Consider the following 26978-nt stretch of genomic DNA (forward strand, 5'->3'; position numbering starts at 1 on the left):
TCAGCACCAATATAATATAAAAAAAGTATTTTACGGGCAAGGTTGGGCTTATTCGATAAACTTGTACAATTTTCAGATAATTTCGAGCTTTACCTTTTATTAAATTTTTAATATAATTTATATTAGATTGCTGCATTGTCCATGTGTCAAAATAGCTGTTAACAAAGACTTACACAGGTCATTGCATGTTTTTCTCACAACTTTTCATTCCACATAGCTTTTTATCTCCGGTTTGTGATAGATCATCTTACTATTGGCCTGAATACCACCCATGCTGTTTTTGCCCCTCGGCAGGCTACCCGGTATATTCAAAAGTGTCTATATAAAAATTTCAAAGGAGTTGGTATACAAATGCAAAACCGTTTTAAGGAGTCCTTGTTGGACAAAAATACCATGTCCGTGACCTGGGAATTGGTACCGGGCAGGGGGGCCAGGGAGAAATCCCAGGAGGAAGCCATCGCGGCTGCTGAACAAGCTGCCAAAGGCGGACGGATTCATGCTCTTACCCTTACTGATAACCCCGGTGGAAACCCGGCTATTTTGGCTGACGCCCTGGCGAAAGAAGTTTTGGCCAAAGGTATTGAGCCGCTTGTCCATTTTACCTGTAAAGATAAAAACCGGAACCAAATCGAGAGCCAATTATATGCTTTGGACCGTGCCGGTATACGTAACTTGTTGGTTATGACCGGTGATTATACCGTTACCGGATATAAAGGTAGACCGAAACCGGTATTTGACTTGGACCCCATTCATGTTCTTGGTTTAATCGGTGAAATGAACAAAGGCTTGGAATATCAGGGTTTCAAGGGCACAATAAAGCATCAACCCAGTGATTTCTTTGCCGGCGCTGCCGCATCCCAGTTCAAGGCCACCGAAGCAGAGCAAATGCTCCAATATTATAAGCTGAAAAAGAAGATTGAAGCAGGAGCCCAGTTTATTGTTACTCAGTTGGGCTATGATGCCCGGAAGTTCCATGAAATAATTCAGTTTATCAGGCTGAACGGCTGGGATATTCCTGTAGTGGGCAATATTTACATCTTGCCTCTCGGTACTGCTAAAGTGATGAATAAGAACAGGATACCGGGTTGTGTTGTAACGGATAAGTTGGTGGCAGACCTCGAAAGAGAAGCTCAGGCGCCCGATAAAGGCAAAGAGGCAAGGCTCCTGCGCGCGGCCAAGATGTATGCCTTTATGAAAGGTATGGGTTACAACGGCGTCCACATCGGCGGCCACGGTATGAAATATGAGGATGTGGAATTCATTATTGACAAGGGTGAAGAACTCAGCAAGAACTGGATGGACTTTATACATGAGTTTGATTATCCGCAACCCAACGGGTTTTATTACTACGAAAAGGACGAGAAAACCGGCTTAAATACTACCACACCCACTAACAGGAAGGGGCGTCCCCTCGATGCACCGGTGGAATTTACTTACCGCTTATCCAAGTTCATGCATAATCTTATGCTTGAGCCGGGCACACCGCTCTGGGGACCGATGACTGCTGTAGCCAAAGCTGTGGACGGTACTTCTATGGAGAAGAAATATCATAAATTTGAGCACATGATTAAAGTAGGGCTGTTTGACTGCAAAGACTGCGGTGACTGTGCTTTAATGGACGTAGCATATGTCTGCCCCATGTCTCAGTGTCCCAAGAACCAGCGGAACGGCGCCTGCGGCGGAAGTTTTGAAGGCTGGTGTGAAGTATACCCCGGTAAGAAGAAGTGTGCTTGGGTAAGGGCTTACTCCAGGCTGAAAAATTCCGGGAAAGAAGAGCAGTTAAGCAAAGAAATTATTCCGCCGGCTAACTGGGATTTCCACCAGACTTCTTCCTGGTTGAACTTCTACCTTGGCCGGGATCATACCGCCAAGAAGTTTGGTATCGAGCCCTATGTTAAGAAGAAGTAAAACACGATGATACTGCAATTATTTATAAAGATAAATGTGATAACTCGAGCGGAGAAGCCAAGACAGGCGTCTCCGTCTTTATTTTTGACCGCTCTTTTTAGGACAAATTTGTAGGTGTTATTGCAGTATAACCATAGTATAAACGTAACTATGTTCTTTATGGATAAAAGAAACGTTGATGTGGCTATAAAAAATATAAATGGCGTAAAAATAAGGAAAATGTCGTTTTGTGTAGTATTAATTAATTTAAAGATTGCTGAGAGACAGGGGAAGAATTGTTGTGCATAAATTTTTTACGTGGAATAACCTGGACCAATTGTATAATATGATTCCCAGCGCCATATTTACCGTAAATACTAACCGGATTATTACCAGTATAAATGATAAGGCGGCAAACTTATTTGGGTATTCGGCGGAAGAAATAGTGGGAAGGAGTTGCACGGAATTTTGCTATGGCCCTTGTTGTTCGCATTGCAGATTATTTGATGACAGCGTACCGAAACCTGCCTCAGGCGAGGGGATTATAAAGACCAGGAGCGGCTTGGTGCGCATAATTTTGAAAAATATAGACCTGCTCCGGGATAATGACGGAGCAATTATTGGCGGTATAGAAACCTTCGAGGATATTACTGAACGTAAGAAGACGGAAGAGGCTCTGGCAGAGAGCGAGGAAAGATACAGAACCCTTTTTGAACGGACGGCCAGTCCTATCCTGGTTACCGATACAAAGGGAAATTATATTGACTGCAATGAGGCAGCCTGTCAGTTTTTGGAAATCAGCCGGGCAGAACTGCTGACTCTTAACGTGCGGGACCTTTTACCCAAAGGGTGGGAAAAAAGGCCCCAAGCCCACAAGATATTATGGAAAACAGAAGGTGTTATCGAAGCCGAGTATTTGATAAAGAACAGAATCAAGATTATGGAGCTCACGGTTACTCCTGCTATCTGGCAAGGGAAAGCAGTGGTTTTTGGCGTGGGTAAAGACATAACGGAACGCAAACAGGCCGAAGAGAAGATGCGGCGTATGGCATATTATGACAGTCTTACAGGACTGCCCAACAGGGCTTTTTTCAAAGAAAAATTAACGGCAGCTATTATAAAGTCCCGCAGTAAGAAGCAGAAACTGGCTATATTGTTTTTAGACCTGGACCGTTTTAAAACCGTTAATGATATAATGGGCCATGATGTAGGCGACCAACTGTTGAAGGATGTTGCCAAAAGGCTTAAGAAACGGGTCGGTAAAGGCAGGGTAGTGGCCCGGTTATCCGGTGACGAATTCATTATTTTACTGCCCAATGTGGGCCGTATAGAAGATGTTCGGAAATTTGCGGAAGACGTTTGTGAAAACCTAAGAAAACCCTTTACTATAGCCGGTCGCAATTTTCATGTTACCACAAGTATTGGCATAACGGTTTTCCCGGATAACGGAGAAGATACCAAGACTTTGCTGAAAAATGCCGACATAGCAATGTATAAGGCCAAGGAACAAGGCGGCAACAGTTATGAAGTTTATACCTTTACCATGAATGAAATGGCCATGGCAAAACTGGAGCTGGAAAACAGCCTACGGGCGGCTTTGGAAAGGCACGAGTTTACCCTTTTTTACCAGCCCCAGGTCCACGGTATGACCGGTGAAATTGTTGGCATGGAAGCCCTTATCCGCTGGAAGCACCCCGAAAAAGGCTTGATATCACCGGCGGAATTTATACCTGTTGCTGAGGAAACGGGTTTAATTGTGCCTATAGGCGAGTGGGTTCTCTATACTGCCTGTATGCAAAATAAATACTGGCAGCAGAAAGGGTATGCCCCCATTAGAGTGGCCGTTAACCTTTCCGCACGCCAGTTTCAGCAAAGGAATCTGGTATCAATGATTGCCCGGGTATTAAAGCAAACCGGCTTAGACCCTAATTGCCTTGAGTTGGAAATTACTGAGAGCGTTGCTATGCAAAACCTTGAAAATACCATAAAATTGGTGAAACAGTTAAAAGACCTGGGAGTGCATATATCTATAGATGACTTTGGTACGGGTTATGCTTCCCTTAGTTATCTAAAGCTTTTTCCGCCTATTGATACCCTGAAAATTGACAGGTCATTTGTCAGGGATATTTCTCAAAATCCCCGGAATGCTTCCGATGCTTTGGTGGCAACCATGATTGTCCTCGCCAAGAACCTGAAACTGAAAGTGGTTGCGGAAGGAGTGGAAAACGAGAAACAGTTAAAATTCATGCTGGAACGGCAGTGTGATGAATTTCAGGGTTTTTTCTTCGGTAAACCGGTGCCTGCCAAGGAGTTCGAACAATTTTTGACCAGGCAGCCGTTTAAAATGGAGTTTATTGACGACCGGGCCGGTGAGTTCTAATTACCAAATCCGGCCAGGAATGTTGCATAATCAAGAGGATATTCGTAAGAAAAATGTAAGCGGAAACCAATCAAATTTCAGGTTAAGAAACTAGATTTTAAGACAACCTAAGTTAATAAAGTTCTTTTCTTTAAGGAGCAGTATCTATGGGAGCAAAAAAGCATATAAAATGGTTTATTGCCATCACGACCATTATATTAGGTCTGGGTGCTTATTTTAACAGATTTATTATAGCTGATTGGTTTACCCCGTTGCAGAAACCCAACAAACAGCCTGTTAGCATGGGTGAACGTATACTTATTATCGCACCTCACCCTGATGACGAAACCCTTGGTGGAGCATGGGTGATAGAACAAGCTCTGCGGGAAGGGAAAAAAATAAAAATAATCGTTATGACCTGTGGCGATGGATACAAGGTTGCTGTAGAAAAAAATTTCGGAGTATCCGAACCTAAACCTGCCGACTTCAGAAAACTTGGCAGAATAAGGCATTTGGAATCTTTAAAAGCCACCGGGGTTTTGGGCGTGAAACAGGAAGATGTAATCTTTTTTGGATATCCTGACGGTGGTATTAACGGCCTTTGGGAATATAACTGGGATTATACCAATCTTCACAAGGGTCTTAATGGCTTCCGGCATTCTCCTTATAGCTTTAGTTATGAGAAGGGAGCCCCATATTGCGGGGCGAACGTCGTCAAGAATTTAACCAGTGTTATTAATGAATTTAAACCAACAGATATTCTTTATCCGGATCCATACGACCAGCATCACGACCACTGGGCCACTAATGCATTTGTCAAATATGTTTTGGCCAAAAATAATTTTAGGACTCAGGAGTGGACTTATTTGGTCCATCGCGGTGATTATCCATGGCCATGGGAATATGCTCCCAATAAACAATTGCATCCTCCTTATGTATTAAAAAACCTGGATACCCGGTGGCATTATCTGGCCTTAACTTCAAAGGAACAACATCTGAAATCAGAAGCGGTGAAGAAATATGTTACCCAGACAAAAGTAATGGACCCGTTTCTTGAGGCGTTTATCCGGAAAAATGACCTGATTGGGTCTTATCCTCAACACTACCTGCCTTTTATAAAGGGAGGGGTGGACAACGGAAACTTTGATAAACTTTTTGAAACGTATTTTTCCGAGCCTTCGGCAGATACTATTTTGACAGAGTTGGAAGGTGGCGGGGATATTGCTCGATTAAGCGCTGCTCAAGGCAATAATGGATTTTATGTCGGATTGCAAACAAGAAAGCCTTTGCGCAAAGATATCAGGTATAATCTCCGGATACGCCTTTTCCGGCGTAATAATGATGTGAAAAGAATGGACTTGAGTATATATGATTTTAGAATTACCGCCCTGCGTTTAGCGAAAAACAGCCTTGCATTGCCTACTAAAACAAGCGTCAAAGTTAAGGGTAACCGTTTAATCGTAAGCCTACCGGTTGATTTTTTGGATGGGGTTGACCAGGTATTTTTCAGTGGAGACACCATACTGAAGCATAAACGCATCGATAAAGCTGCCTGGCGAGTAATCACGGTCAAAAAGAAATAAGAGGTTATATTATGCGCTTATGGTATAAAAAAACCAATTTCAATAAATAATAGATTACGAAAATTAACTAGGAGGTGTATTTTTTTATGATGAACCAAATTCAAAGTAACCTGAATCAAATTGCCCAGATCTGCAACCAGTTGAGCCAAGCCGAACGCAATACTGCGCAACAACTACAGCATGCGGCTCAACTTTGCCAACAGGTTACTGCCCAGATGAGTCAAATGATGAGCGCTTCAGGAGGTGTTCAATTTACCGGTCCTGGTCAAATTGGTACTGCAATGGGCCCGTCCATGACAGGTATGGGCGGAACCATGGGCAGCAGTTGGTCAAACCGTCCTGTTAACACTAATATCAGCCCAAGTATTACTTCCGGTATTTACGGCGCGTCCGGCGATTACGTAGCAACCGGTACTTCAGCTTTTAACACTAATAACGATCTTAACCGCTAGTAAGGCAAAGGGGGCTGTCGAAAAGGCAGCCCCAAAGCATTGAAGTGCAGGGATAGGTTAAATACCTACCCCTCAGTTTGTAGACAAAATTACCACGATTCAGTGGAGCTTAAATAATTTTTCCGTTCCGATATTTTCAGGCCGGGCTATAGGAGGGGTGGGTGGGGTAGCCCAGTCACCCCACCCACCCCTCCATAAAAACCGGCAGATTAAATTAGTCTCCGGAAAATATTTAAGATCCCTAAATTTATCCGTGAGACCAAAAGGAAATCAACAGATGGAGTAGAATAAAAGACTAATACATGAAAGGAGGGAAGGGATTGAAAAAAGTTACCGCATTATTATTGGGTTTGGTACTTTTATTTGCAGCGGGCTGTAGCGGTTCGAAAGTAACCGCAACTCCTGATTCTGCAGAGGGAGTACTGAAGGCTTATGTGCAGGCCTTGCAAAATAAAGAATATGAACAGGCTTACAGTTACCTAAAGACCAGTAAGTCCAAGGAACAATACGTACAGGAAAAGAAATCCGGTTCCATGAAGTTTAAGGACTTTGAAGTCAAAGATGTAAAAACGGAAGGTGATAAAGGCACCGGTTCCGTAGTCTTTAAAACCGGTAATGCCCAAATGCCCGAAGTAACTTTATACGCGGAACTGGTTAAAGAAGGTAACAAATGGTTTATCTCTAATCTCGGTATGGGTGGCAGTATGGGAGGTATGGGTGCGCCAGCCGGTATGCCGACCGGGGGAATGCCGCCTGCCACGGGCGGCACAGGAGGTGCTGCTTCTCCAGGAACTGCTAACCCGCACGGCCCGGGCGGTTCTATTCCGCTGGATAACAATAGCAAATAAGATAGCTTGACAAAGCTGCAGAAATATATATAATATATAAATGTCACCAGATATAAAAAGTGGGGATATAGCTCAGTTGGGAGAGCGCTTGAATGGCATTCAAGAGGTCAGGGGTTCGAACCCCCTTATCTCCACCAAAAAAGAAACCTTGAAAGCCCTGTGATATCAAGTATCGCAGGGTTTTTTGTTTTTGTTGCGGATGACATTAAAAATCGTTAAAAATTGTTGAAAATTGGGGCGATAACTCACAGGTAACTCACAAATTAATACGTAAAAAAGAGAGGTAATAAGTACTTCTCAAATTTAATTTATAGCCCTTTTCAGTGCGTCTATAGGAAGATAAACAAATTATGCACGGCATGCCTAATGCACACAGCAGAGCAGCAAGCAAAATTAATCGACGACCACATGGTATGATTTATTATTGAAGAAGAGCTTGACTGGTAATTAAAACCCTGTCCGGGTTATGGCCGGACAGGGTTTATGAGCAAAACTAATGGCCACAGAACATGAGCATATTGCGGTCAAATAAGCCGAGCAGCGACACTTCCTTACCTAATTTTCCCCAACCTGCGAATGACCAAGATACTCAAGTAAGTTAAAAAAAAAGTGTCAAGAATCATAGACATTACATAAGATGTAATACACCACAACCACGTGGTGAATTAACAAAAGGAGTGATTATTTTGGCTGGAAGTGTTTTGAGAGATTTTGTACAGATAATTGGGATTACTGATCCGACGGAGTTTCCTGTTATTGGTCCATTGAATCCGCATAATCAAGCAGCTATACAGGAAAATTTAACTATTCCTGCCACGAAACCGGATATTGAACAGATTAATACTTTATTAGTGGAAGCACAAGTGACTGATAGTAGGACAATATTAACTCCAACAGGGATTAAAATTGTTGTAGAAGGATTATTAAAACAAAAGATAATTTATACTGCATTGGTTCCAGAACAATCTGTTCATTCAGCTTATTACGAAAAACCGTTTTGTACGTATATCGATGTCCCGTTGATTATTCCAGCAGGAGGAACAGTTGAAACTTTATTGGCTTCTTTAGGTTTATCTCTAACAGATTTATTAGCTGGGCCAGTTAATGTGATTATCGAAGATGTTGAAGTAAATTTGCTGGACCCAAGGACAATTGACAAGTGTGTAGTCCTGTTTGTATACACAACTTTGGTTGCCGCATTGGGTCCAGTATTGGCACCTTAGTTATTCTTCTTCCTCTTCTTCTTCGTCTCCGGTATACTCGATGATTGCGCATAATACTTTACATTCAAAAAGACTACGAAGGTCGTGGTGAATTATGTTTATATCTTCTATCACGACTTTCGTAGTTATATTTTCTAGCTCAAAATTTCCTTCAATAATTTCACAGAAATAACTACTTGATTCAAAACTGTGTACTGATTGTTTTGGTGTAGCAGCTGTGTAAATAAAGCGTTAAGATACTTTTCCTTCAATTATATATTTTTTATTGTAAGGAGTTTCTATTTGCCTGGTATTAATTATTTTAGCACTTGATATTACTTTAATAATTGATTCAATATCAGGCTTTGCATCCGGCACAACAATTTTTTTTAAGAGAGTAAATTGTTTGAAGTGTAATGGCTTCGCAGGGTATTCCTGTGGAGAAACGATTCCAATATAATTAATCAAATTTCGCAAAACGTACATGGTATTCACAATCCTTTAATTAAAGATTAGTAATAGGTATGCAGTCTTAGTACAAAATATTAATGGAATATAATGGCATGATTTGTATTTATATTAGTGGTTTTGGGACTGTTGCCGTTTTTGTTTTTAGAGTAAGGGGTTTTTTATTTCGCCCAGAGCGGAGGAATTATTTAACCTCCCCTTTTCCTACCATGTAACTTTCACAATAGCCCGATAAAAAACCATTATTTTATAGCTGGTGGTAATAAAAATAATTTATTGGACTTATAAGAGTCTATTGTAATAAAATATATCCCGGAAATATTGGCCAAGGATAATCCTAATCTTCAGTCAAAAGGAGATGAATGATGGAAATGTTTCAGGTTAAGGAAACCGGTTGGAGCAGGTTTTACCGGCGTGCCTTCCGGGACCACTGGCACCCGATGACTGCTGTTTTGGTACTGGGCGTCCTGAGCGCCCTATATTTCGGCCTCCTACAGACGGTTTGGGCCGTGACCGGCGAATTTACCCGCTGGGGTGGTCATATCCTACAGTTGCTGGGCTATGATACGGCTAATATGAGTTATTTTAAAATTATTAAATTGAAGGGGCTACCGTGGGACCGGGTGGATGGCTGGGTGGTTTTTGGTATGTTCGGTGGGGCTCTTATTGCCGCTCTTTTGGCCGGTAATTTCAAGCTCCGGGTGCCGGTGCAGCGGCGCCGGCTGGTGCAGGGCCTGCTGGGCGGAATAATTGCCGGCTTTGGTACAAGGCTGGCCATGGGCTGCAATCTGGCAGCCATGTTTACGGGAATTCCGCAGTTTACCCTGCATGCGTGGCTTTTTACATTAGCTACCATTGCCGGGACCTATTTCGGCCTCAAAGTAAGCCTGATGCCTTTTTTCTTAGGTAAACCTGTAATCCTGCCCGGTCGCCGGGTAGTGGCGGCAGAAACGGTAAAGAGCCGGCAGCCTGTCATCGGCTGGTTCCTGGCTGCTGTGGCCCTGGGCTGGGCGGTACTTGCCTGGCAGGCCGGTAATGGCAAGCTGGCCCTGGCCGGGCTGTTCGGGTTAGCCTTTGGAGCGGTAATCGAGCGTGGACAGGTCTGCTTTACCTCTGCTTTCCGCGACCTCTGGCTGGTGGGCCGGGCTACGGTAACCAAGGCAATTGTCGTGGGTATGGCGGTGCAGTCCCTGGGTACATTATATTTCATTATGCAGGGAGTACCGGCCAAGGTGATGTGGGCCGGAGCAGGGGCTGTTATTGGCGGGTTGCTCTTCGGTTTTGGTATCGTTATTGCCGGTGGGTGCGAGACCGGCTGGATGTACCGGGCTATGGAAGGCCAGGTGAATTTCTGGGTCGTTGGCCTGGGCAATATCATCGGCGCCACTATCCTGGCGGTGGCCTGGGACAAGGGCCTTTATACTTTCCTGGTAGCTCCGTATCCCAAAGTGGATCTGATTAAAATCCTTGGCCCCTGGGGGGCATTGGCAGCAACTTTTGTTTTCCTGGGGCTCATCTACACCTGGGCCCGCTGGCGGGAGAAACGCCACAAGTACGCGCTGGAACTGCGCCTGCCGGTAGAAGTCAACACCATTGCGGTTTCGGATAATCAATAGGGGAGGGGAATGATTTGGCCGGAGAGGAATTATCGGTTGATCTGGTACTTGATTTGCGGGGAGAGCCATGCCCGTACCCGCTGATTTACAGCTTGGAGACCCTTGGTAAAATGCAGCCGGGTCAGACCCTGGAAGTGCTGGCTGACTGCCCGCAATCCTTCCGCACAGTGCCGGAAGAAGCGGTAAAACACGGTTATATTGTACTGCGGGAGCCTTTGCGGGAAGGTCCGACCATCAGGTTTTTCCTCAAGGTGCCGGAGAAGAAGTAAAGCGAGTAGGCCCATGAATTAATCATGGGCCTACTCGCTTTGTATAGCTTGTATGCCGGATACTATTTTACGTAATTAATCACATCTTTGTTTCTGGGTGGTGCGGCCGGATTTTCACCGGCTTTGTAGCCAAGCGCTATTGTGCAAATATGATTATACCCTTCCGGAATTCCCAATTCCTTTTTGAATTGGCTGCCTTTTTCCGATGCAAAGAGGAAAGCAGAAGATGCAATAATGCAAGACCCTATGTTCAGTGATTCTGCCGCTAATGTAATATTTTGGGCTGCTAATCCACAATCGATTTGTATCAATGGAGCCTTTTCATCTGCGGAAATTAGAATAACTGTAGGAGCATGATAAAAGGTATGGTAATCAGGGGCGCTTGCTCTTTGTTTTAAAAACTCATTACCCGAATTCAAAATATTTTCTTTTATTGTGTTTACCATTCGGTCAAGCAGGCCTTTATCCTGTATCACAGTGAAATGCCATTTTTGCTGATTCACAGCATTAGGGGCCATCAAAGCAGCATCTAATATTTGCTGCAATTCAGAATCGGTTATTTGTTCGGATTTATACGCTCTAATACTCCTCCTGTTATGAATAACTTTTAAAGTTTCATTCATGGTCAGCAATCATCCTTCCTCCTCAGGTTATTTAATCGGCCTTTAATTTTTTGATTATGTATATTTATTAAAAATTAAATTTTCTTGGTGGTTGGCCAAACTCAGATATGGAGGCTTCGCCGTGTTCAATATAGAATACTTCAAAAACAGGATTATTTTCAGAATGATAAATTGCTCTTACATCAGGGTTATTTTCGAGAACCTTGCGTTTGATATTTACATCATTAGTAAAGATTGCTTTACCGGATAGTCTGACAGTTACCATATTTTTTGACGTGGACGTAAATTCGCAAAACGGTGTTTTTTGCAATTGTTTAAATACATCCTTGGTGTTGGCAGTGCAGAAATAGAATTTGCCGTTTTCCTCCATCATAAACCCCCACGGTCTGACTCGCGGTTGACCGTTGTCTACTGTTGCAAAAGCGCCCATCTTATTCTCATTTAGAAACTCTACTATTTCTTTCATTAAAAAACCTCCTATTTAAATTGATGAATTACCTTTTGTTCACATGGTATAATATAAGAACTGCATATGCAAGTACGATGTTTTTTTGAACATAGTATAAAAAAACGTACTATGAAGGGGGAGCTAAATTTGAAACCAAGAAAAGAATTATTAGAGATTAAATGTCCCATAGGTATAACGCAAAACGTAATGGCAGGAAAATGGAAACTGGTAATCATATGGTTATTAAAAGACGGTGTAAAACATTTTAGTGAATTGCAGCGCGCTTTACCTGATATCAGGCAGGGTTATCTGACTCAACAATTAAGAGAACTGGAACGTGATGGACTTATACACCGGGAAGTATATAAAGTAGTTCCGCCTAAAGTAGAGTATTCGTTAACCGACATTGGTAAAAAATTTTTAGAAGTTATGGATATAATGTACAAATGGGGAGAGGAGTATATGAAGTATATTAAGTTTATTGAAAAGTAACGTTACTTAGGCGATGGTTTAAAATTTTTTTGGATAAGTGAGTGGCAAAATTGATTTACATCAAACTTTCACCCACTGTTCACAAAACGGACACAATGGCTGGATATACTGAACTTGAAAAGAAAAAGAAAAACAAATAACAGAAAGGATGGGATGAGACCATGGAAAGAAAAACTGTTGTTACAGCCCTCAGCGGAGTATTGATAGGAGGGTTACTGCTTACAGGAGGGCTGGCCTTTGCGGGTGACACAGACAACGCCGCTTCAAACAGTTGGGCAGGGAAAATTCCTGTGGTAGGAAAATTGTTACAAGGTGCAGGAGGAATGATGAAAGGCAGAGGGCATTTTAGGGCCGGCGGGCAAATGCTGTCCCAGGACACCCTTGACCAACTAGTGAAGGAGGAAGTAATTACTCAGAACAAAGCCGATGAAATAAAAGCTTATATTGACAAATTAGCCCAAGAGAGGCAGGCCCAAGATCCTGGAACAAGGCCTGGGGCAAGACAGGACCTGTTTACCCAACTGGTAACAAACAACATCCTTACGCAGGAGCAGGCCGATACCATTAAGGCAAAAATCAGGGAAATAGCAGACCAGCAACACCAACAACGGATTTCAGACAGCCTGAAAGCCCTTGTAGAAAAAGGGACTGTTACCCAGGAGCAGGCGGATAAAATCCTGCAGAAATTCAACGAAGCTGAAAAAGAGCGTGAAGAGATGGCGCAGAAAATGGAAAACATGACCCTGAAAGAAATTCGCTCTTACATGCAAAACCGGGAAAAACCACAAAGCCCTGTTGAACAACTGGTATCTGACGGCGTGATTACGCAGGAACAGGCTGACGCGTTTTACGGTGCAATGCGGGAATTGGCACAGAAACAGCAACTTGAGAGGACCGCTGACAGTCTGAAAGGGCTTGTAGAAAAAGGCACCATTACTCAGGAACAGGCTGATAAAATTGTAAAACAGTTTGAAAATGCTCAAAAGAACCGGGAGGCTCTATTTGAAAAGACAAAGGATATGACTCCTGAAGAGCGCCGGGCATACATGGAAAATAACAGGAAAGAATTTAAAAACCCATTAACACAACTGGTAACTGACGGGGTAATTACACAGGAACAGGCCGATGCAGTGCGTAAGGTACTCCCGCACGGAGGTTTTAAAGCCGAAGGATTCAGAGGCGGCAGACGTTAATAGTCTGTAGATGCAGAATATTTTTCTTTAAGTTGTGCTCCATAATTACCGAAAATTATGGAGCTTTTTCCTTTGCAACATTATGCTTTTCTTCAAACCCGTTTTTGTATACACTGTAATTAAAGATAAATTATATTTTACAGTATAATAGTGGTGTCCTGTACTGGCTGTACCGGATACAGGGGGAGTGGAGAAATGGGTGCCGGAAAAATATTGATCGCCGATGATGAAGCCCGGATGAGAAAATTGGTGGCAGATTTTCTGAAAAAAGAAGGTTATGCAATAATTGAAGCTGCCGATGGGCGTCAGGCTCTTGACCTGTTTTATGGTAATAACGATATAGATTTAATTATCCTGGATGTAATGATGCCTGGTTACGACGGATGGACGGTATGCAGGGAAATCAGAAAATCATCCCAGGTTCCTATTATCATGCTCACTGCCAGGGGAGAGGAATCCGACGAGCTGTTTGGTTTTGACCTGGGCGCTGACGAATACATTGCCAAACCCTTCAGTCTGAAGATACTGGCCGTCAGGATACAGGCTCTGTTAAGGCGCGTTCAGAATAACAGAGCAGTCAGGGCCTTTGACGGGTTGGAAATTGATGAGCAGGGCAGGTATGTTTATGTGGACGGTGAACCGGTAGACCTGAGCCCCAAGGAATTTGAACTGCTGTTGTACCTGACGGAAAACGCGGGCAGAGCATTGAGCAGGGAGCAGATTTTAAATGCCGTCTGGGATTACGATTATTTCGGTGATGTAAGAACGGTGGATACGCACATCAAGAAACTCCGGCTGAAGTTAGGAGAAAAAAGTTATCTTATCCAGACTGTCCGGGGGCTGGGATATAGATTTGAGGTGAGGAAGTGAAAATATCCTTAAGGACCAGGCTTTTTTTGGGCATGAGCGGTTTAATTGTATTTTTTGTAGCCTTCTCGCTGGTATTGAACTCTCAGTTTCTTGGCAGGTACTACATCGGGCAGAAGCGGGCATCTTTAGTAGAGAGCGCCAAGATGATTGACAATCTGTATAAGGGCGATCCCGAGTCGATAGCCCTTGAATTAGAAAATTTGGAAAGGAACAGAGGTATAAATATTAGCATTCTCAGCCCGGACTATGAGCTGAAGTACAATACATCCTTCAGGTTATTTAGTTTAGAACATGGAAGAAAGCTGTTCGAGCTGTTGCCCCTACCCCCCCATATGATGATGGAACTGCAGGACCTCGATATAGGAGAATATATTATGGATGTGGCCACAGACCCCCGGTTGAAAACAAACTTTCTCGCCTTGGCTGCCAGGCTGAGTAACGGTGAAATGTTGGTTTTGAACACCCCAATTGCGGCAATTAACGAAGGTACTGCTATAGCCAACAGGTTTTTCTTGTTTACCGGTCTGCTCACAATTGTTCTGGGGGGCATTGCTGTATTTTTATTTGCTAACCGGTTCACCAAACCTATTCTTGAATTAAATGACATTGCCCAGGAAATGTCCAAACTGAATTTCAGCAGGAAATACCCTGTCCAATCTGAAGACGAAGTCGGACAGTTAGGTCAAAGCATTAATTCGTTGTCCGATCAATTGGATAAGGCAATTTCTGAGTTAAAAGAAGCCAATGAAATATTGAAAGAAGATATCGAGCGTGAACGGCGTATCGATAAGATGAGGAAGGAGTTTATTTCGAATGTTTCCCATGAGTTAAAGACCCCTATAGCCTTAATTCAGGGGTATGCAGAAGGTTTAAAGTTAAATGTTAATGAGGATGAGGAAAGCAGGAATTTTTACTGTGATGTAATCATGGATGAAGCGGACAAGATGAACAGGCTGGTCAAAGATTTGCTGGACTTGTCGCAGATAGAATCGGGATATTTGAAACTGGAAAAGACCGTGTTTGAAGTTTCTGCTTTTATTGAGCATGTACTAGAAAAATTCCGGCCCATTTTTGCGGAAAAAGGAATTAGGTTAGACGTTAAAAATGAAAAAAGCCTGTTTGTTTATGGTGATGTTGTCCGAATTGAACAGGTCTTAATCAATTACCTTAATAATGCTATTAATCATATCGATGAGAGTAAGATCATAAGAATAGAGGTAACCTGCCGAAACAATAAAGTCCGGGTTAGTGTGTACAATTCCGGCAACCCTATCCCCGAAGATTCCTTGGATAAGATTTGGACCAGTTTTTATAAGGTTGATAAAGCCAGGACCCGGACTTATGGAGGAACGGGCTTAGGATTATCTGTAGTACGGGGGATTCTTGAAGCCCATCACAATGCTTATGGAGCTGAAAATAAAGACGATGGAGTCCTGTTTTGGTTTGAAATTGATGAGGCTGAATGCTAAACATTTAGCCTCATTTAATTTTTTATAACACATATTCACCTAAAATACACATATTGTTCACAAGGTGGACACATATAGTTTTTATAATAAACTTGTCACTTTGAAAGGGGATTAAAGAAGCAAAAGGAGTGTTAGACCATGTCAATGGAAACAAAACCTAAGTTTATCCGCGCTGTCGCTGCTACGATGGTCAGTTTCCTGGTCGGAGCAATGTTTGTCCTGGGGGGGATTTTTGCTTACGCCAATTATTTTTCGGATCTGGCTAAAACTCAGACCGGCGCAGCCCAGAACGTTGTACCTGCCAGTCTTTCCGTCAGTCAGGCCAATAAACTGCCCGATATCGCCGGTATAGTTAAAAAGGTAAGTCCCGCCATTGTTAATATAGAAACCGTTACTCAAATTTCCGGGAATTCTTATTTTACAAACCCCTTCTATAGAGATTTTTTTGGCCGTCAAATGCCTTATCACTCTGGGGCAGAGTCAAACCGAGGTGTAGGTTCCGGGTTCATTATTAATAAAGACGGGTATATCCTTACCAATGAACATGTAATTCACGGCGCCAGCGAAATCAATGTCAAGGTAGTAAGTTATGACAGGCCCTTTAAGGCTAAAGTGATTGGTTCCGATTATGACCTGGATCTGGCTGTGATTAAAATTGATGCGGGCAAAGATTTACCCTACCTGAAAATGGGGGATTCCAATCAGGTGAACGCAGGTGATTGGGCCATCGCCATTGGAAACCCATACGGCCTTGACCACACCGTCACAGTTGGGGTGGTAAGCGCTAAGGGCCGTCCTGTCACCATAGATTCCCGGGAATATAAGAACCTACTGCAGACCGACGCGGCCATTAACCCAGGGAACAGTGGCGGCCCCCTGCTAAATCTGGCTGGCGAGGTAATAGGTATTAATACAGCCGTAAATGCCGAAGCCCAGGGAATTGGGTTTGCCATTCCTACTTCCACTGTGGCGGATGTATTAAAAGACCTGTTGGAGAAGGGTAAGGTAGTAAGGCCTTATATGGGCGTGAATATCCAAACCCTTGATTCCAGTATGGCCCAATATTACGGAATTGAGAAAACTGAAGGCGTTCTCATAGCTAACGTACTATCCGGCAGTCCTGCTGAGAAGGCCGGTTTGCGGGCCGGTGATGTTATTCAGAAAGTCAACGGGAAAACGGTAACAACTGCTGAAGGCCTGCAGGAGATCGTTCAAAAAAGCAAAGTTAATGATAAGTTGGTTGTAGAAGTCTACCGGGATGGGACGATTAAGAAAGCAACCGTTACCCTGGCAGAAAAATAGAGGTCTGACGACCTCTATTTTCGTTTGGGAAGATTCACCACAAAGGTGGCCCCCGCACCCGGTGAACTCGAAACCTTTATGGTGCCGTGATGCTCCTTGACTATCCATTCGGCTATGGAGAGGCCTAGCCCTGTACCGCCGCTCTCCCTAGACCTGGCTTTATCCACTCTGTAAAAACGTTCAAATATTTTATCTAAGTGTTCTTTTTCAATCCCTTCCCCGGTGTCTGTCACTATAATTTCAATGTTATAGGGATGGTCATGTATTTCAAGGCTGACTTCGCCACCGGCGGGCGTATATTTGATTGCATTGTCGATTAAAATCCCAATCAACTGCTTAATCCGTGTTTGATCCCCGTCAAAGTTGATTTGTTGTCCAAATTTTTTGTTTAGTCTCAGACCTCGCCGGACTGCTACCGGTTCGAATGGCGTTAAAACTTCTTCTGCAGCTTCATTTAATTTGAAAGATTCCATGTGAACAGGTAATTGGTGGGAGTCAGCTCTGGCCAGAAGGAGCATGTCGGTAACCATTTTGGTCATTAGCTTGGTTTCAGCCTCGATATTTTCCAACCATACCGTTTGAGTTGCTACTTTTTCATTGGGGTTGCTTTTCACAATATCTAAATTTGTTTGAATTACGGCAAGGGGAGTGCGTAATTCGTGGGAGGCATCGGCAATAAAATTTTTTTGTTGTTCCCAGGACTTTTTAATGGGGATTAGAGCTCTGTTGGCCATAAAAAGGCTGCCTAACAGAGCTACTGCTATTCCGCCAAGGCCTGTAATAGCAAAGGCTGCCAACAGATGACCAATAACCCTTTCCTCGGACTCTGAATTTAAGAAAACGATTGTAAGTCCTTGCCCGTTTTTCAGGGGCGCTTTCAGAAAACGATAGTATTCGTCGTGTTGACGATGCCTTATGAAGCCCCTTTGCTCTGGATGGCTCAAGGCTTCTTTAATCAGCGTTTGCAGTTGTTCCTGGGAAATGGGTATATTTTGCGCCGTTTCCAGAATATCGCCGGAATGGTCTACTTTTACATAAAAATAATTAAGTCTTTGCCATCTGGGACGGGAAGTGTAGGTCCCCGGATTTGAACCTGCATCGGAAGCAATAAGTTGCATTAACTGGTCCGACTCCCGGTGCATACTTCGCATCATCAGGGCGTAGATACCTATCATAAAGAAAGCGGATATTATAGTTACCACAACTACATTAATCAATATAAGTTTAATTTTTAGCCTGCGAAACATCGGGTTCCTCCTTCAGGCAGTAGCCAACCCCTCTTACAGTTTCCAGCCGCACTTTGCTTTTTTCCGGAACTATTTTTTTTCTCAGATAATGAATGTAAATTTCCACGTTGTTTATCTCCACTTCCGAATCAATTCCCCATACCTTGTCCAGGATTTGTTCCTTGGTTATCACCTGCCCGCTGTTACGCATAAAAAGTTCAAGCAGTTGGGTCTCTTTATATGTCAGTCTGACTTTTTCATCTCCGCAGGTAATTTCACAGTGAAGCGGGTCAAGCGTAAGAGAGCCGACACGTATTTTTTCACTGTGGAAATTTTCACTCTGCCGTCTGGCCAAGGCCCTGATCCGGGCTAACAATTCCTCTGTGGCAAAAGGTTTCACCAAATAGTCATCGGCGCCTGCATCCAGGCCTTCCACCCGGTCTTCCACGGCATCTCTGGCGGTGAGCAGGAGAACCGGTGTTTTTATTCCTATGCTTCTAAGGTGTTTTAGGACAGAAACGCCTTCTTTTTTGGGGAGCATCCGGTCCAGGATGATTAAGTCATAGATACCCGTCTCGGCCATTTCCTGCCCGGCTATACCGTCATAAGCCACGTCAATACCGTAGTTATTCTTTTTAAAAATATACGCGAGAGCGTCTGCCAGCCTCTTTTCGTCCTCCACCAGAAGCAGCCTCATAAAATCACCTCAACATAATGTTAACCTATTTTCCTTGGAATTACATTAAGAAAAGAGGTTTTTAAAAAACATTTTTAAGGTGGTTTTAAGGTTTGTATTTCAAAATAAAAGTGTGGGCCGGCTTAATTAATTACACCGGAGGTGATGAAGGAGGTATAAATTGTAAATGTAAATCGGGTTAATTTAGAAACGAAGGAGGGAAAACATGAACAAAAAGTTAATGGCTATCCTTGGAACTGTGGCAGTGGGTGGCGTATTGTTAGGGACCACGGCTTTTGCTGCCATATCCGGGACTTCCGGGTACGATGTTTACAAAGAGGCTCTAAAAAATACCTATGCTGTAAACAGCATAACACCGAAAACGGAAGTTACAGTAAAAGACAACGGGAAACTTTTATTTAAAGTCGATGCCATATCCAAGTTGGATAAAGAAAAAGAGTCTATGAGCAACAGTGTTACGGTTACTTCCGGGGGCCTTCAGAAAACCGTGGATATGTACAGACAAGATAATAAAACAGTTATTAAAAGCAGTGACAGCAGTGTCTACAACGTACTGCAACGTGGCAGGGAAAGAAATCATAAAAAGGAATGGCGGGAAGACGACCCGGGCCGGATTAAGGACATAGAAAATGTTGCTGACGCTCTGACGGGCACTATCCAAAACTATATTACCTTAAATAGCAATCCCGACGGAACGAAAGAAGTAGCTTTGCAACTTTCAGACAAACAGATTTCGCCGATAATTAATGCTGTGGCCTCCCTGATGGTGAAAAATCTGGACAAAGAGCTAAAACACATGGGAAATAAGCCTATGGATTTCGCGTTCGAAAATAGCCTGCAGGATAAATTGCCCAGACTGGTGGACAATATCAGGGTGAGCCATATTGATGTAGAGGCAAAAATCAACAAAGACAACCTTATTCAGGAACAGACTGAAAACATTACTATTACCGGCACTGACGCTAAAGGAAATGGTCACGAGGTAGTCATCAATATTGATACCGGCTTTTCAAATTACAACAGTACCACTCCAGATACGGTAGACCTCAGCGGGAAGCAGGTAAATATAATTTCCCCTGAAAATTACAGGCACGAAAAATAAAACGCTAATGCCCCAGCGGTACAAGGACCCCAAAATTTTAGACCTCAAAGTTCGACATGAACTTTGCGGCCTTTCTTTTTATCTGCATGGTCTTTGCGTTAATAGGTTCGTAATCCAATTTTTTTTGGGAAAGGGGAAAAAACATGGAAAAGATTCTGGAAGTAACAAACCTGACCAAACTTTACAGAAATGGAAGAGGTATAAAAAATATAACTTTTGACATATTCAAAGGCGATGTTTTCGGTTTTCTCGGGCCTAACGGAGCGGGCAAAACCACCGTAATGAAAATAATTACCGGTCTGTCCAGGGCGGACAAGGGTGAAGTAAAAATTTTCGGATATGACATTACAGAACAGTTTGAAAAGGCAATGGCCAAAGTAGGGTGCCTTATAGAAACGGCCGATGCCTATGAATATATGAGCGCATACCGAAACCTGGAATTGGCGGCGAGGTTTTACAGTGATATAAAAAAGACGCGGATTGAAGAAGTATTGGAAGATGTTGGTCTGGGGCCGTTCAAACATGAAAAGGTGGGAACTTTTTCATTGGGAATGAAGCAAAGGCTTGGCCTGGCGCTGGCCATCCTATCGGAACCGGAATTTGTGATTTTGGACGAACCCGTTAACGGCCTTGATATAGAAGGAATGGTTGACGTCAGAAATACCATTACTCATCTGGCCGGCGAAAAACAAATTACCTTTTTTATTTCCAGCCACCTAATCCATGAAATAGAACTTATCTGCAACAGGATAGGTATTATTATTAACGGACAACTGATCAGGGAAGGAAGGGTCAGCGAGTTATTGAGTGATCAGTATAATTCTTTGGAAGATTACTATATCAGCCAGTTAAGAGGGGAAGGGGGGAGCTTCTTGCGATGAACAGAATCATAGTTAATTCAGTAAACGAAACGCAAAAGATATTCCAGAGGAAAAAAAATGTTGTTTTTCTGATAATTACGGTCTTAGTTCCTGCCGGGACGGCAGCCTTATTTGTTTTTGGTCAAAATGCGTTAGGAATTTTTGCAGTTAACTCGGCCAGTTTTCCTATTTCGATGCTGGGGTTATTCTCCTCACTTCTGCTGCCCCTTTTTATTTTCAGTATGGCAGCAGATCTTTTTTCGGGTGAACTGGGTGATAAAACTTTAAAACTTACCCTGACCCGGCCCGTAACGAGGTTTAAGGTGTTCCTTTCAAAAAATATCGCCATTGCGTTTTTTGTCGTTGTGAGTCTTGCACTACTATTTGTCGTCTCGGTTATTGCAGGTTTTTTTCTTAATGGCGGTGCCTTAAGCCTGACAGATTTATTTCAGACGCTCCTGGCTTATATTATGGCTGTTGTGCCCATGCTCGTCCTTGGTATCATAGGGGTCTTTCTGGCCCAATTTTTTAGGAATAGCGGGGCTGCTTTGATAACATCTGTTTTTGTATACTTGGCGGGAAAGGCTACCCCATTTCTTTTTCCCACACTGGCCAAAGTAAGTCCTTTTTCGTATACGGACTGGTACATGATGTGGACCGGCAGCGCTGTCAGCGCCGGGAGACTTATTAACACCTTCCTGATTATGCTGTCTCACAGTCTGATTCTGTTTGCCCTGGGATTTTCTTTATTTGACAAAAAAGATATTTGACTGTCCCGTATACGTGACGGCTTAGCCATAATTTATCTGATAAATCACATAATGTTCACAGAACGGACACAAAGAGTCTTTATAATTATATGTAGTTTATTTGTGATAGAAAATTTTGGGGAGGTTGGCTAAAAAATGCGATATAAAGGAGGGGTTTTGGTTGAAGCTGCCTGCAAATTCTGGCGGTAATGTGTCTGGCACCGGGAAAATTTCCGCTCTTTTCGGTTCGGTGAAAAATTTGATGGTGAAACATAAAAAAATTACTGCCGCTGTAGCTCTGGTGCTAGTAGTTGCGGTTTACGGTACCTATAGAACCACCCAGCAGACGGACGCCTCTGCGCTGCAAAATACGGCCCAGGCAGAGGTAACACGAGGTTCCATCGAGGTCACGGTAACGGGGACCGGTACTATAGTTCCCGTTGCAGCAGAAAATATAGGTCCCAATGTATCAGGTACGGTAAAAAAAATATATGTGCAAAACGGTGACAGAGTGAAAAAAGGCGACCTCCTGGCAGAGGTGGTTAATGACTCCCTTGGTGTGGAGGTGGCCAATGCCCGTCTGGAACTGGAAAAAGCTGCGTTAAATCTGAAAGATTCTTCAACTCAATTGTCTGATGACATAATTACGGCTCCTTTTTCAGGACGGATAGTAAACCTGGAAGTAAAAAAGGGTGAGGAAATTTCCAAAGGTGCAGTTCTGGCAACGTTGCAGGATGACAGCCAGCTTGTTTTTGATATGCCTGTAGACAGCGATACTGCCAAAAAGGTTTATGTAAATCAAAAAGTTGAAGTATTTTTACCGGATCAGGGTGAGACAGTAGAAGGACGGGTGATTGTTAAAAACAGCCAGCCCGTTTCGGGCTACAGCGGCGAAAACCGGGTTTACATTAAAGTGGCCGTTGCCGCCAGGGGTAATCTTTCTTCCGGAATGAAGGCTTTTGGTACGGTGACTGTAGGCGGGAAACAGGTGGATGCTTTGGCGGTCAGTTCCTTGCAGTGGATGAACGAGACGGGGCTCAAGGCGACCTTGAACGGCGAAGTTGCCGCAATTTATGTGCAGGAAGGCCAGACCGTTAAGAAAGGGCAAAAGCTTTTTGCTTTGCACAGTGATACAGCCCAGAGCGAACAGAAAACCCAACAGGTAGCATATGAACAGGCACTGCTGAACTTAAATGATTTGCAGCAACAACTGGCTGACCTGAAGGTGACGGCTCCCATAAATGGGATTGTTTCAGGGATGGATATCAAGGAAGGTGACGAAATAGGCACCGGAAGTTCGGGTAGTACCGGTACGAAAACCAGCGACACGCAAAGTTCGGCAAGCAGTTCGACGACAGGGTCCGCCAAAACTTTTGGAAAAATCATCAATACAGACCAGGTGGAAGTTTCATTCCCGGTGGATGAAGTGGACATTGCCAAGGTTAAAATCGGGCAGGTGGCCAATTTAACAGTGGATGCTCTTCCGGACCGGGTATTTAAAGGTAAGGTCACGGAGATTGCCGAAGAAGGTCAGGTAACCAATAATGTTGCTTCTTTTGACGTTACCATCCTGGTGGACAATTCCGAGAAGCTGCTAAAGAGCGGGATGACAGCCAATGTGACCATTGTTGTGGCCAGAAAAGACAACGCTGTATTGATACCTGTTGAGGCCCTCCAGGAAAGGGGCCAGAGGAAATTTGTATTGGTGCCGGCTGACGACGGTTCGGGCCAGGGGCGTAATATGAGGCCTGTTACCGTAGGACTGATGAATGAAAGTTTTGCCGAGATAACGCAGGGTTTAAAGGAAGGGGACAAAATACTTATTCCCGGCCAGCAGTCTGATACAAGGAATGCCCGAACCATGATGCCGGGTTTCGGCGGGCCACCGCCAGGCAGTAACAGAAATTCCGGAACCCGCAGCAGCGGATCGGGAGCCTGGCATTAGTCCAGACACCGGAAGGGGAAGGATAACATGATAAGGATTGAAAATCTGTCCAAAATATATCAAACCGGCAGTACTCCTTTGCAGGTCCTCAAAGACATATCTCTCCACATCCGTCCTCAGGAATTTGTGGCCATTATCGGGCCATCGGGATCAGGGAAATCAACTTTAATGAATATGATCGGTTGCCTTGACACCCCTACTTCCGGGTCAGTAATAATAGACAATCACCCCACTGACCGTTTAAGTGACGATGAACTGGCCGAGATCCGCAACTTAAAAGTTGGCTTTGTATTCCAGGCCTTTAATCTGCTCAGTAAACTGACTGCTTTGGAAAATGTGGAACTCCCCCTGATATACCGTGGTACCAGTGCCGCCGAGCGCAGGGAAAAGGCAGTGAGGTTTCTCAAACTGGTAGGCCTGGAAGACCGGATGGACCATCTGCCGTCCCAACTTTCCGGCGGGCAGCAGCAAAGGGTGGCTATTGCCAGGGCCCTGGCCGGGGAGCCCCCTATCATTCTGGCTGATGAACCTACAGGTGCTCTGGACTCGAAATCGGGAAAGGAAGTAATTCAGTTGCTGCATCAACTGAATCAGCTTGGTCATACTGTTGTACTTATTACTCATGACCTGGATATAGCCAGGCAGGCCCAGCGCATTGTGCGCATTCAGGACGGCATGATTGTCAGCGATACGAAAGCGGGTGATTAGATGAATTTCAGTCAGGCGGTCAAGCTGGCCATAGCAGGGATCAGAGCTAATAAAATGCGGTCGTTCCTGACTATGCTGGGAGTGATTATCGGTGTTTCCGCCGTAATTATCCTGGTTTCTGTCGGCCAGGGGTCAGCTAAACAGGTGACCGGACAAATTGAAAGCCTGGGCTCCAACCTGATATCAGTTAACATTAGAGGTCGGGGAGAGGTTAGTGGTTTGAGTTATCAGGAAGCCCTGAAGTTGGGGGATAGGCCGGGAGTAAGCGGAATAGCCCCGACCATATCCAGCAGTGTAACGGTAAAGTATGGGACAAAAAAAGTAGATACCTCCCTGGAAGGCACCAACGAGCAATACGCTACGGTGCGTAATCAAAAGACCAGTGCCGGCCGGTTTCTTCTCCCGGTTGATATTGAATACCGGCAAAAAGTAGTTCTGTTGGGTAGCGAAGTCAGCCGGGAGCTCTTTGGTTTTGGCAATCCTATAGGCCAGGAAGTAAAAATTAACGGCGTGAAATTCAAGGTGGTTGGCTTATTGGAAGAAAAAGGGAGCAGCATGGGTGGGTCCAATGATGACAAAGTTATCATCCCAATTACAACCGCCATGCGCCTTTTGGCCAACCCGCAGATCAGTTCTGTTTCCTTGCAGGCTAAATCGAAAGAGGATGTGGATATTGTTGTCAGACAGGTAGAAGCAGCTTTGTTAAGAAAGTTTAAGGATGAGGACAATTACCGGGTTTTTAACCAGGCGGAAATGTTATCAACAGTGAACCAGGTAACGGGAACCATGACTCTGATGCTGGGCGGAATAGCGGGAGTATCCTTGCTGGTTGGCGGTATTGGTATTATGAATATCATGTTGGTATCTGTTACCGAAAGAACCAGGGAAATCGGCATCAGAAAGGCCATAGGGGCCAAACGCAGGGATATTTTACGCCAGTTCCTGGTGGAAGCGGTAGTTGTCAGCAGTATGGGCGGCATATTGGGCATAATTGTGGGTATGTTGGGCTCCAAAGCAATAGGCACAATCATGAATATGACCATGACCGTATCCCCGGGCGTGGCGTTGCTGGCTTTTTCTTTTTCCGTGCTGGTGGGAATCTTTTTTGGCTTGTTCCCGGCCAACAAAGCATCCCGCCTGAAACCGATTGATGCCTTGCGCTTTGAGTAACTGACGAAATAAGGGGGTATTCGCTTGTCCAGAAAATGGGGTTTGAAATTGGGTTTGAAATTGGGTTTGTTATGTGTTGTTGCGCTTCTTTTGTTCGGGGCTGTAAATTCGTCTCTGGCGGAAACAACCGGTTTGGCTCAGGGGGCAACAAATGCCCAACAGGAAACGGGCGGTTCCGGTACAGGTTCAGCAAAAGCGTCGGCCAAGACTTTGACTCTGGAGGAAGCCTATGAACTGGCCCTGGAGAATAATATTGACCTGAAAAAGGCCGCTTTGGATTATGACAGCGCCATTATTGACGCTGACCAGGCCTATTATAATGCAGACGAAATAGATGGAGATTCCGTAAACACCTTGCAGGATGCCCAGACAAAATATGTTTCCACAAAACAGAAAGCCTTAGCCGAGGATATAGCTAAACAGGCCTACGAGATTGCCAGGGAACAAACTAAAATTCTCGTTGAAGGGTACTACTACGATGTCCTGAAGGCCGACAACATGGTAAAAGTCAGGGAAGCATCAGTGAAGAGGGCCCAGGAACAGTTAGCCCTGGTCCAGAAAAAGTTCAGGGCAGGTTCTGCCATCAAAACAGATGTAAACCGGGCAGAGATCAATCTGGCCAGCGCTCAGGCCGATTTGGCCAATGCCCAGAGGGATTATAAAAATGCCCAGGTGGCTTTGAACAAAGCCCTTGGTTTGGATGTAAACACTGACATAAAACCGGCTCAGGTCCTGAAGTATGAAAAAGTAACCCTGCCCTCTGTGGAAGAATTGACCAAACAGGCTCTGGAAACCAGGTTGGACATGCAAAAGGCCAGAAATACACAGACTATTGCCCAGTTAAACTATGACCTGGTTGTTGGTTACCAGGCACCCAACACCTTTATGGCAAGGAAGAATAAAATAGAACTGGAAAAAGCAAAACTCGACGTGCTGCAGCAGGAGCAGAGTATCAGGGCCGATGTGATATCCACTCTGTTTCAGGTGCAGAAAGCCGATGAGGTTGTAACCATCACGGCCCGGAATCTGGAACAGGCCAAAGATAACTACAGTCTGGCTCAAAAGCGCTACCAAATTGGAGTTGGCACGTATGATGATGTTTTGGGGGCTACGGTGGATCTGGCAGATGCAGAAGCAAAATATGTCGAAGCGGTGTATAATTATTCACTGGCCAAAAACCAGCTCAAAACAGTGACTCTGGTTTCTGAATAACTGTCAGCCTGATTTTCCTGTAGCGGTGAGCCTCCCCAATTTGGGGAGGCTTCAGGCTGTCAACAAAGGTTATTTTAAAAAATTCAGGGAGGTTAAATCTATTCCGGAGCGGAGCTATATTTTAATGCGCCAGTTTTTTCATGGAGGGGTGGGTGAAGCAGCATTTTGGAAGGGTGGGTGGGGTGTCCCGGCTACCCCGGAGCTTTGTGCTGGAGAATGGCGGCAGGG

The 26978-nt window shown here is 44.2% G+C and carries 25 protein-coding genes and 1 tRNA gene; 21 read left to right on the plus strand and 5 right to left on the minus strand.

The genetic code is table 11. The annotated features are described in order from the left end of the window. Positions 1-351: 351 nt before the first annotated feature. From ACSNJE_RS10200 to ACSNJE_RS10230, 7 genes are all read left to right on the plus strand, one after another. The gene (locus ACSNJE_RS10200; protein WP_052217392.1) at positions 352-1908 is read left to right on the plus strand and encodes a methylenetetrahydrofolate reductase C-terminal domain-containing protein; all 1557 of its coding nucleotides are present in this window, start codon (positions 352-354) and stop codon (positions 1906-1908) included. A 280-nt stretch (positions 1909-2188) separates the two neighbouring features. Next, positions 2189-4267, plus strand: coding sequence for a putative bifunctional diguanylate cyclase/phosphodiesterase (locus tag ACSNJE_RS10205; RefSeq protein ID WP_495252605.1), 2079 nt, complete (start codon positions 2189-2191; stop codon positions 4265-4267). A gap of 146 nt (positions 4268-4413) precedes the next feature. Beyond that, positions 4414-5829, plus strand: coding sequence for a PIG-L deacetylase family protein (locus ACSNJE_RS10210; protein WP_495252606.1), 1416 nt, complete (start codon positions 4414-4416; stop codon positions 5827-5829). 86 nt (positions 5830-5915) lie between these two features. Beyond that, positions 5916-6281, plus strand: coding sequence for a hypothetical protein (locus ACSNJE_RS10215; RefSeq protein WP_495252607.1), 366 nt, complete (start codon positions 5916-5918; stop codon positions 6279-6281). A 320-nt stretch (positions 6282-6601) separates the two neighbouring features. Beyond that, on the plus strand, positions 6602-7129 hold the full coding sequence (locus ACSNJE_RS10220; RefSeq protein ID WP_052217388.1) for a nuclear transport factor 2 family protein: 528 nt from the start codon (positions 6602-6604) through the stop codon (positions 7127-7129). Positions 7130-7190: 61 nt separating this feature from the next. After that, positions 7191-7266 (plus strand) — tRNA-Ala (locus tag ACSNJE_RS10225). A 540-nt stretch (positions 7267-7806) separates the two neighbouring features. After that, positions 7807-8352, plus strand: a complete 546-nt coding sequence (locus ACSNJE_RS10230; protein WP_495252608.1) for a DUF3794 domain-containing protein — start codon at positions 7807-7809, stop codon at positions 8350-8352. A gap of 231 nt (positions 8353-8583) precedes the next feature. Here the strand turns inward: ACSNJE_RS10230 and ACSNJE_RS10235 are convergent, their stop codons facing one another. Then, a complete protein-coding gene (locus tag ACSNJE_RS10235) occupies positions 8584-8817 on the minus strand; it encodes a hypothetical protein (RefSeq protein ID WP_495252609.1) in 234 nt (77 codons plus the stop codon). A gap of 347 nt (positions 8818-9164) precedes the next feature. Here ACSNJE_RS10235 and yedE point away from each other — a divergent pair, with 347 nt between their 5' ends. After that, the gene (gene yedE / locus ACSNJE_RS10240; protein ID WP_495252610.1) at positions 9165-10415 is read left to right on the plus strand and encodes a selenium metabolism membrane protein YedE/FdhT; all 1251 of its coding nucleotides are present in this window, start codon (positions 9165-9167) and stop codon (positions 10413-10415) included. A gap of 14 nt (positions 10416-10429) precedes the next feature. After that, positions 10430-10684 (plus strand): sulfurtransferase-like selenium metabolism protein YedF, encoded by a 255-nt coding sequence (gene yedF, locus ACSNJE_RS10245; protein WP_495252611.1) that lies wholly within the window; start codon positions 10430-10432, stop codon positions 10682-10684. A 62-nt stretch (positions 10685-10746) separates the two neighbouring features. Here the strand turns inward: yedF and ACSNJE_RS10250 are convergent, their stop codons facing one another. Next, the gene (locus tag ACSNJE_RS10250) at positions 10747-11307 is read right to left on the minus strand and encodes a nitroreductase family protein (RefSeq protein ID WP_052217503.1); all 561 of its coding nucleotides are present in this window, start codon (positions 11305-11307) and stop codon (positions 10747-10749) included. Positions 11308-11374: 67 nt separating this feature from the next. Beyond that, positions 11375-11773: a pyridoxamine 5'-phosphate oxidase family protein gene (locus ACSNJE_RS10255; RefSeq protein WP_052217385.1), complete on the minus strand. Its 399-nt coding sequence runs from the start codon at positions 11771-11773 to the stop codon at positions 11375-11377. A 129-nt stretch (positions 11774-11902) separates the two neighbouring features. Here ACSNJE_RS10255 and ACSNJE_RS10260 point away from each other — a divergent pair, with 129 nt between their 5' ends. From ACSNJE_RS10260 to ACSNJE_RS10280, 5 genes are all read left to right on the plus strand, one after another. After that, on the plus strand, positions 11903-12247 hold the full coding sequence (locus tag ACSNJE_RS10260) for a winged helix-turn-helix transcriptional regulator (RefSeq protein WP_495252612.1): 345 nt from the start codon (positions 11903-11905) through the stop codon (positions 12245-12247). A gap of 161 nt (positions 12248-12408) precedes the next feature. Next, entirely contained in the window at positions 12409-13440 is a 1032-nt protein-coding gene (locus ACSNJE_RS10265) for a hypothetical protein (RefSeq protein WP_495252613.1), read from the plus strand. 195 nt (positions 13441-13635) lie between these two features. After that, a complete protein-coding gene (locus tag ACSNJE_RS10270) occupies positions 13636-14310 on the plus strand; it encodes a response regulator transcription factor (RefSeq protein WP_052217383.1) in 675 nt (224 codons plus the stop codon). Continuing rightward, entirely contained in the window at positions 14307-15779 is a 1473-nt protein-coding gene (locus ACSNJE_RS10275) for a sensor histidine kinase (protein ID WP_052217382.1), read from the plus strand. The genes ACSNJE_RS10270 and ACSNJE_RS10275 overlap by 4 nt, the downstream gene beginning before the upstream one ends. A 138-nt stretch (positions 15780-15917) precedes the next feature. Then, entirely contained in the window at positions 15918-17081 is a 1164-nt protein-coding gene (locus ACSNJE_RS10280; RefSeq protein ID WP_495252614.1) for a S1C family serine protease, read from the plus strand. 14 nt (positions 17082-17095) lie between these two features. On the opposite strand, the gene ACSNJE_RS10285 is transcribed toward ACSNJE_RS10280, so the two are convergent. After that, positions 17096-18328: a sensor histidine kinase gene (locus tag ACSNJE_RS10285; protein ID WP_495252615.1), complete on the minus strand. Its 1233-nt coding sequence runs from the start codon at positions 18326-18328 to the stop codon at positions 17096-17098. Then, complete coding sequence (locus tag ACSNJE_RS10290; RefSeq protein WP_052217379.1) at positions 18306-19004, minus strand: response regulator transcription factor; 699 nt, start codon at positions 19002-19004, stop codon at positions 18306-18308. The genes ACSNJE_RS10285 and ACSNJE_RS10290 overlap by 23 nt, the downstream gene beginning before the upstream one ends. Positions 19005-19209: 205 nt before the next feature. Here ACSNJE_RS10290 and ACSNJE_RS10295 point away from each other — a divergent pair, with 205 nt between their 5' ends. The 7 genes from ACSNJE_RS10295 (at position 19210) to ACSNJE_RS10325 (ending at position 26750) form a co-directional block, all read left to right on the plus strand. Then, the gene (locus ACSNJE_RS10295; RefSeq protein WP_052217378.1) at positions 19210-20106 is read left to right on the plus strand and encodes a hypothetical protein; all 897 of its coding nucleotides are present in this window, start codon (positions 19210-19212) and stop codon (positions 20104-20106) included. Between the two features lie 143 nt (positions 20107-20249). Next, positions 20250-20987 carry an ABC transporter ATP-binding protein gene (locus ACSNJE_RS10300; protein WP_013121465.1) on the plus strand — a complete coding sequence of 246 codons (738 nt, stop codon included), beginning with the start codon at positions 20250-20252 and terminating at the stop codon, positions 20985-20987. Then, positions 20984-21736, plus strand: coding sequence for an ABC transporter permease (locus ACSNJE_RS10305; RefSeq protein WP_474773526.1), 753 nt, complete (start codon positions 20984-20986; stop codon positions 21734-21736). The genes ACSNJE_RS10300 and ACSNJE_RS10305 overlap by 4 nt, the downstream gene beginning before the upstream one ends. A gap of 160 nt (positions 21737-21896) precedes the next feature. Then, positions 21897-23660 (plus strand): efflux RND transporter periplasmic adaptor subunit, encoded by a 1764-nt coding sequence (locus ACSNJE_RS10310; RefSeq protein WP_495252616.1) that lies wholly within the window; start codon positions 21897-21899, stop codon positions 23658-23660. 27 nt (positions 23661-23687) lie between these two features. Next, a complete protein-coding gene (locus ACSNJE_RS10315; RefSeq protein WP_013121462.1) occupies positions 23688-24368 on the plus strand; it encodes an ABC transporter ATP-binding protein in 681 nt (226 codons plus the stop codon). Further along, entirely contained in the window at positions 24369-25538 is a 1170-nt protein-coding gene (locus ACSNJE_RS10320) for an ABC transporter permease (RefSeq protein ID WP_052217374.1), read from the plus strand. Between the two features lie 24 nt (positions 25539-25562). After that, positions 25563-26750 carry a TolC family protein gene (locus ACSNJE_RS10325; protein WP_495252617.1) on the plus strand — a complete coding sequence of 396 codons (1188 nt, stop codon included), beginning with the start codon at positions 25563-25565 and terminating at the stop codon, positions 26748-26750. Positions 26751-26978: the final 228 nt, after the last annotated feature.

The organism is Thermincola sp. GK-1, assembly GCF_059412445.1.

What these genes read in the sequence shown, in the direction of transcription:
- ACSNJE_RS10200 (WP_052217392.1), top strand. Translation starts at nt 352, where the DNA reads ATGCAAAACCGTTTTAAGGAGTCCTTGTTGGACAAAAATACCATGTCC.
- ACSNJE_RS10210 (WP_495252606.1), top strand. Translation starts at nt 4,414, where the DNA reads ATGGGAGCAAAAAAGCATATAAAATGGTTTATTGCCATCACGACCATT.
- ACSNJE_RS10215 (WP_495252607.1), top strand. Translation starts at nt 5,916, where the DNA reads ATGATGAACCAAATTCAAAGTAACCTGAATCAAATTGCCCAGATCTGC.
- ACSNJE_RS10235 (WP_495252609.1), bottom strand. Translation starts at nt 8,817, where the DNA reads ATGTACGTTTTGCGAAATTTGATTAATTATATTGGAATCGTTTCTCCA.
- yedE (WP_495252610.1), top strand. Translation starts at nt 9,165, where the DNA reads ATGGAAATGTTTCAGGTTAAGGAAACCGGTTGGAGCAGGTTTTACCGG.
- ACSNJE_RS10250 (WP_052217503.1), bottom strand. Translation starts at nt 11,307, where the DNA reads ATGAATGAAACTTTAAAAGTTATTCATAACAGGAGGAGTATTAGAGCG.
- ACSNJE_RS10255 (WP_052217385.1), bottom strand. Translation starts at nt 11,773, where the DNA reads ATGAAAGAAATAGTAGAGTTTCTAAATGAGAATAAGATGGGCGCTTTT.
- ACSNJE_RS10265 (WP_495252613.1), top strand. Translation starts at nt 12,409, where the DNA reads ATGGAAAGAAAAACTGTTGTTACAGCCCTCAGCGGAGTATTGATAGGA.
- ACSNJE_RS10270 (WP_052217383.1), top strand. Translation starts at nt 13,636, where the DNA reads ATGGGTGCCGGAAAAATATTGATCGCCGATGATGAAGCCCGGATGAGA.
- ACSNJE_RS10280 (WP_495252614.1), top strand. Translation starts at nt 15,918, where the DNA reads ATGTCAATGGAAACAAAACCTAAGTTTATCCGCGCTGTCGCTGCTACG.
- ACSNJE_RS10285 (WP_495252615.1), bottom strand. Translation starts at nt 18,328, where the DNA reads ATGTTTCGCAGGCTAAAAATTAAACTTATATTGATTAATGTAGTTGTG.
- ACSNJE_RS10290 (WP_052217379.1), bottom strand. Translation starts at nt 19,004, where the DNA reads ATGAGGCTGCTTCTGGTGGAGGACGAAAAGAGGCTGGCAGACGCTCTC.
- ACSNJE_RS10295 (WP_052217378.1), top strand. Translation starts at nt 19,210, where the DNA reads ATGAACAAAAAGTTAATGGCTATCCTTGGAACTGTGGCAGTGGGTGGC.
- ACSNJE_RS10300 (WP_013121465.1), top strand. Translation starts at nt 20,250, where the DNA reads ATGGAAAAGATTCTGGAAGTAACAAACCTGACCAAACTTTACAGAAAT.
- ACSNJE_RS10305 (WP_474773526.1), top strand. Translation starts at nt 20,984, where the DNA reads ATGAACAGAATCATAGTTAATTCAGTAAACGAAACGCAAAAGATATTC.
- ACSNJE_RS10315 (WP_013121462.1), top strand. Translation starts at nt 23,688, where the DNA reads ATGATAAGGATTGAAAATCTGTCCAAAATATATCAAACCGGCAGTACT.
- ACSNJE_RS10320 (WP_052217374.1), top strand. Translation starts at nt 24,369, where the DNA reads ATGAATTTCAGTCAGGCGGTCAAGCTGGCCATAGCAGGGATCAGAGCT.